The 3,262-nt window shown below is 55.6% G+C and carries 5 protein-coding genes; 4 read left to right on the forward strand and 1 reads right to left on the reverse strand.

The genetic code is table 11. The annotated features are described in order from the left end of the window. The coding region (locus AACS18_RS00380) for a helix-turn-helix domain-containing protein (RefSeq protein WP_108613431.1) at positions 1–233 on the reverse strand (233 nt) is incomplete at its 3' end. A gap of 103 nt (positions 234–336) precedes the next feature. Here AACS18_RS00380 and AACS18_RS00385 point away from each other — a divergent pair. From AACS18_RS00385 to AACS18_RS00400, 4 genes are all read left to right on the forward strand, one after another. Then, the gene (locus AACS18_RS00385) at positions 337–2,238 is read left to right on the forward strand and encodes a phage/plasmid replication protein, II/X family (RefSeq protein WP_181363366.1); all 1,902 of its coding nucleotides are present in this window, start codon (positions 337–339) and stop codon (positions 2,236–2,238) included. Continuing rightward, positions 2,226–2,561, forward strand: a complete 336-nt coding sequence (locus AACS18_RS00390) for a hypothetical protein (protein ID WP_108613433.1) — start codon at positions 2,226–2,228, stop codon at positions 2,559–2,561. Before AACS18_RS00385 ends, AACS18_RS00390 begins: the two co-directional genes overlap by 13 nt. A gap of 64 nt (positions 2,562–2,625) precedes the next feature. Beyond that, entirely contained in the window at positions 2,626–2,838 is a 213-nt protein-coding gene (locus tag AACS18_RS00395; RefSeq protein ID WP_108613434.1) for a major capsid protein, read from the forward strand. Positions 2,839–2,855: 17 nt separating this feature from the next. After that, the gene (locus tag AACS18_RS00400) at positions 2,856–3,167 is read left to right on the forward strand and encodes a hypothetical protein (RefSeq protein ID WP_108613435.1); all 312 of its coding nucleotides are present in this window, start codon (positions 2,856–2,858) and stop codon (positions 3,165–3,167) included. Positions 3,168–3,262: the final 95 nt, after the last annotated feature.

Below are 3,262 nucleotides of genomic sequence, written 5' to 3' on the forward strand. Positions count from 1 at the left end.
GCCTTCGTCATGAAGTCCATGGTCTTCGATGACTCACCGTAAACGATCTCCTCAATAGAGGCTCCTAAGGCAGCAGCTATCGGGATGAGCGTCTTAATGGACGGGTTATCCTGTTCGCCACTCTCCAACCTCGACAGCTGCGATTTCGAGATACCGGCCATCTCGGCCAGCTTCTGTTGACTCATGTTTGCGGCATCACGCATGCGTCTGATGTTGTGCCCTATGTGCTCCATTACTGATTCCTTTGATCTCACATATGCACATTTTACCCCAAGCAGTTGCACGCATGCGCAGGCGGTTGTATATTTGACCTCATAAAGTTGCATGGATGAGCTTATGTACGACTTCTGGGAAATCCACATTCCGTTCCAACAACGTTTCTGCACTGTGCAGCGCATAGGCGCTGGTGCGTCCGATATCGTTGGAATCGTGGATCTCGAAGAGTGTGGGCGCCGTGGCTTAAGACTGGGCTCGAAGAGAGTCGACTTCTCAATTGACCCTGAGGGGAAACTTCATGACCTGTACCATCCCTGGGAGTCAGTCCCTTCAAGCTTCACTGACATTACCTGCAAGCTCCATCAAGCCCAGCTCAATAGAAGTTGGCCTTGCATTGCTATCAAAGGGTCACCGGCTAAGCTGCTCCAGGGTCACAACGTGTTCGGGCCAGACTGTGCTGCTACTGGCATCCTCGAGCTTATCGCGGCTTTCACTCGAGCCCTGCCCCGAGTCGCTGAAATGCTCGACTTCGGCTCTGCTCACATACGCCGCGTAGACTGCACATACAGCATCCAGCTACCTGACTCCGAGACTATGGCCAATTGCCTGAGCGCCATCGGCCAGCTGTCTCACCGCCATATGCGCCCTTCCAAAGAGGCCGATTACGCATCGACCATCTACTTCAATCGCCGTACCAAAGACATGCAGGACGCTGGACGTGCTCATGTTCTCGTTGTCTACGCCAAAGACTACGAGATGGAGAATCAGCTTAAGAACCTGCAGGCCGCCGCCCGCAAAGAAAAGACCTCCCGCTATGACTCCGTTATCAAGGCCATGCAATCGCCTGAGCTTCAGGAGTTCGCGCAGCATCGTCTTCGTCTTGAGGGCAGGGGGTACACTCGCTGGTTTGAGAAGAAGCAGATCCCGCGCAATGTGTGGCAGTTCCTGAGCTTTGTCTCTGAGTTCGAGAAACGTGAGGGCATGAGCTTCTGTGAGTGGGCGTGGCGTGACATGTTCGCCGACATGATGACCGCCCTGGGCGATAGCAAAGTTCACCTGACTCAGGACGCCACGGTGCAGGAGAAACTGCGTCAGGCTTATGGAAGATGTAAACAGATTTCAAACCCCGATGGCTCATTCACCGACAAATGGAACTACACCCGCGCCGACCGGCTGATGATGTTCTATCGCTCTTTGGCTACTGACGGCTGGGATAAGGTCAAGCGTCTCACGGCTTCCAGCTCGTTCTATGACTCCGTCAAAGCACTCATGGATGTGGGCGTTACCAAGGCTCAGATGCAGAACCTTCGCGCCAAGAAGACCGTTAAACTCCTGCACCTGATCAAGATGGACTTCAACAACCAGCGTCCTGCGAACTATGTCGAGCCGGTGGGCACTGTCCTTGATTCAGCTGGTGATATGTCGAGCATCGGCAGCAAGTTCGGCAAGGGCTTCGTCCAGGCGCTCGGCGAATCCCGCGAGCAGCTGATAGCCAAAGAGGTCAGCAAGGTCTCCGGCCTGCCGCTCGATGTTGCCGGTTCCTGTGTATCTCACCTTATCTCCGGTCGTCCGATTCGCCTCAATGGCGACCTCGGCGGTATGGGTGGCGAGCAGCTGCATCTGGCTGTCTTTGACGATGGCACGTTCGAGCTTGTTCGCGGCAACGTCACCCAGTATCGCGCAGACAACAAGCTCCCCGAACCTGAGCAGCCGCCCGAGTATGACGATGAGCAATTGGCCATCGACTTTGCTGACTATCTGGGGGCTCCTAAGTCCACTGAATTTGATGCCCGTTCATACGCCGATACCGAGCACCGCAAGCTGTCCATCGTGCTCGATGCCCTCCGCACCGAACTGGCCGACGCCGAACAAGACCATGAGAAGATCCCGCAGGCTATCGCGCTGCGTGAACGTATTCGCCACACCAAGGCACGGTTAGACCGGCTCTGGTACTGGGCACATCAGGCCACCGACTCACGGGGCCGCACTATCAAAAGCGAGGAAGAGATATGGCAGGCATGAACATGGTTGTGAACGCCCTTCAGGTGCGTTTTGGCTCAATGGATGAGCCAGGAAAGGAGGCCTTTGATTGGGCCAACATGCACGTGATCGAGGACGAGCTGCAGATTGATAACGGCTTCGCCGGTGTGAACATCGGTAAGCTCCCGCTTGATACCTCCAACGGCAACAAGCTGGCCAAGGATCTGCACGCTGCAGCTCGTGCCGGTGGTGTTCTGCCTGGCCTTATCGAAGTTCAGTTCGCCCCCCAACTGGGCATGAAGCAGACCAAGCTGCTCGTGGTCGGCTGGAAGCCTGTGAGCCAATCCGCTCACGCCAAGGTGTAGTTTCACCGCTCCTTGCCCAAGGTCGGGGCAGGGGGTTCAACCAACCCTATAGGGAGATATGACCATGAAACACCTCACTACCGCTAAGAAGTATCTTGCCGTTCCGTTCCTGCTGGCTCTGGCCTCTCCGGCCTTCGCTGCAGATACCGGCTTTGACGTCAGCAAGTTGACCGATCTGCTCGCCCTGGTACTGGCCGCCGTTGCGCTGCTGGGAACTACCGTTCTCACCATCTATGCGACCGTTGCCGGTTACAAGATGGTTCGCCGTGCATTCTAAGGTAGCAGGGGGCTGGGATGTCATTTCATTACAAGGGAGTGTGCTACCCCAGCCCTGAATCTACCTTGGCCGCTATGGCCGCTGACATGACGGGCGTTGCTAATGGCAATGGTGGTCCCGTCTCTTATTCCACTGTCGTTGATGGTTCGTCACTGAAGACTATCACCAGCGCCGGTTTCCAAACTGTAATCACTCCTCAGCTGCAGCCCTGCCAGCTCATTGACGTTCCTCAAGCCATCGTTATCAACCTTGCTATCGGCGCTGTCTGGGCCGTTGCGTATGGTTACAAGATGATGACCAAGGCGGTTGATGCAGGGAGTGAATCATGACCCCAGAAGCCACCCTGCTGACTATCTGCTTTCTTGGCGGGTTGTGGATCCTCTTCTCCGGTCGTTAGCCAAGGAGGGTCTATGACCGACATGAT

It is taken from the genome of Aeromonas sp. HMWF015, assembly GCF_963878965.1.
In the GTDB taxonomy this organism is placed as follows: Bacteria; Pseudomonadota; Gammaproteobacteria; order Enterobacterales; family Aeromonadaceae; genus Aeromonas; species Aeromonas veronii.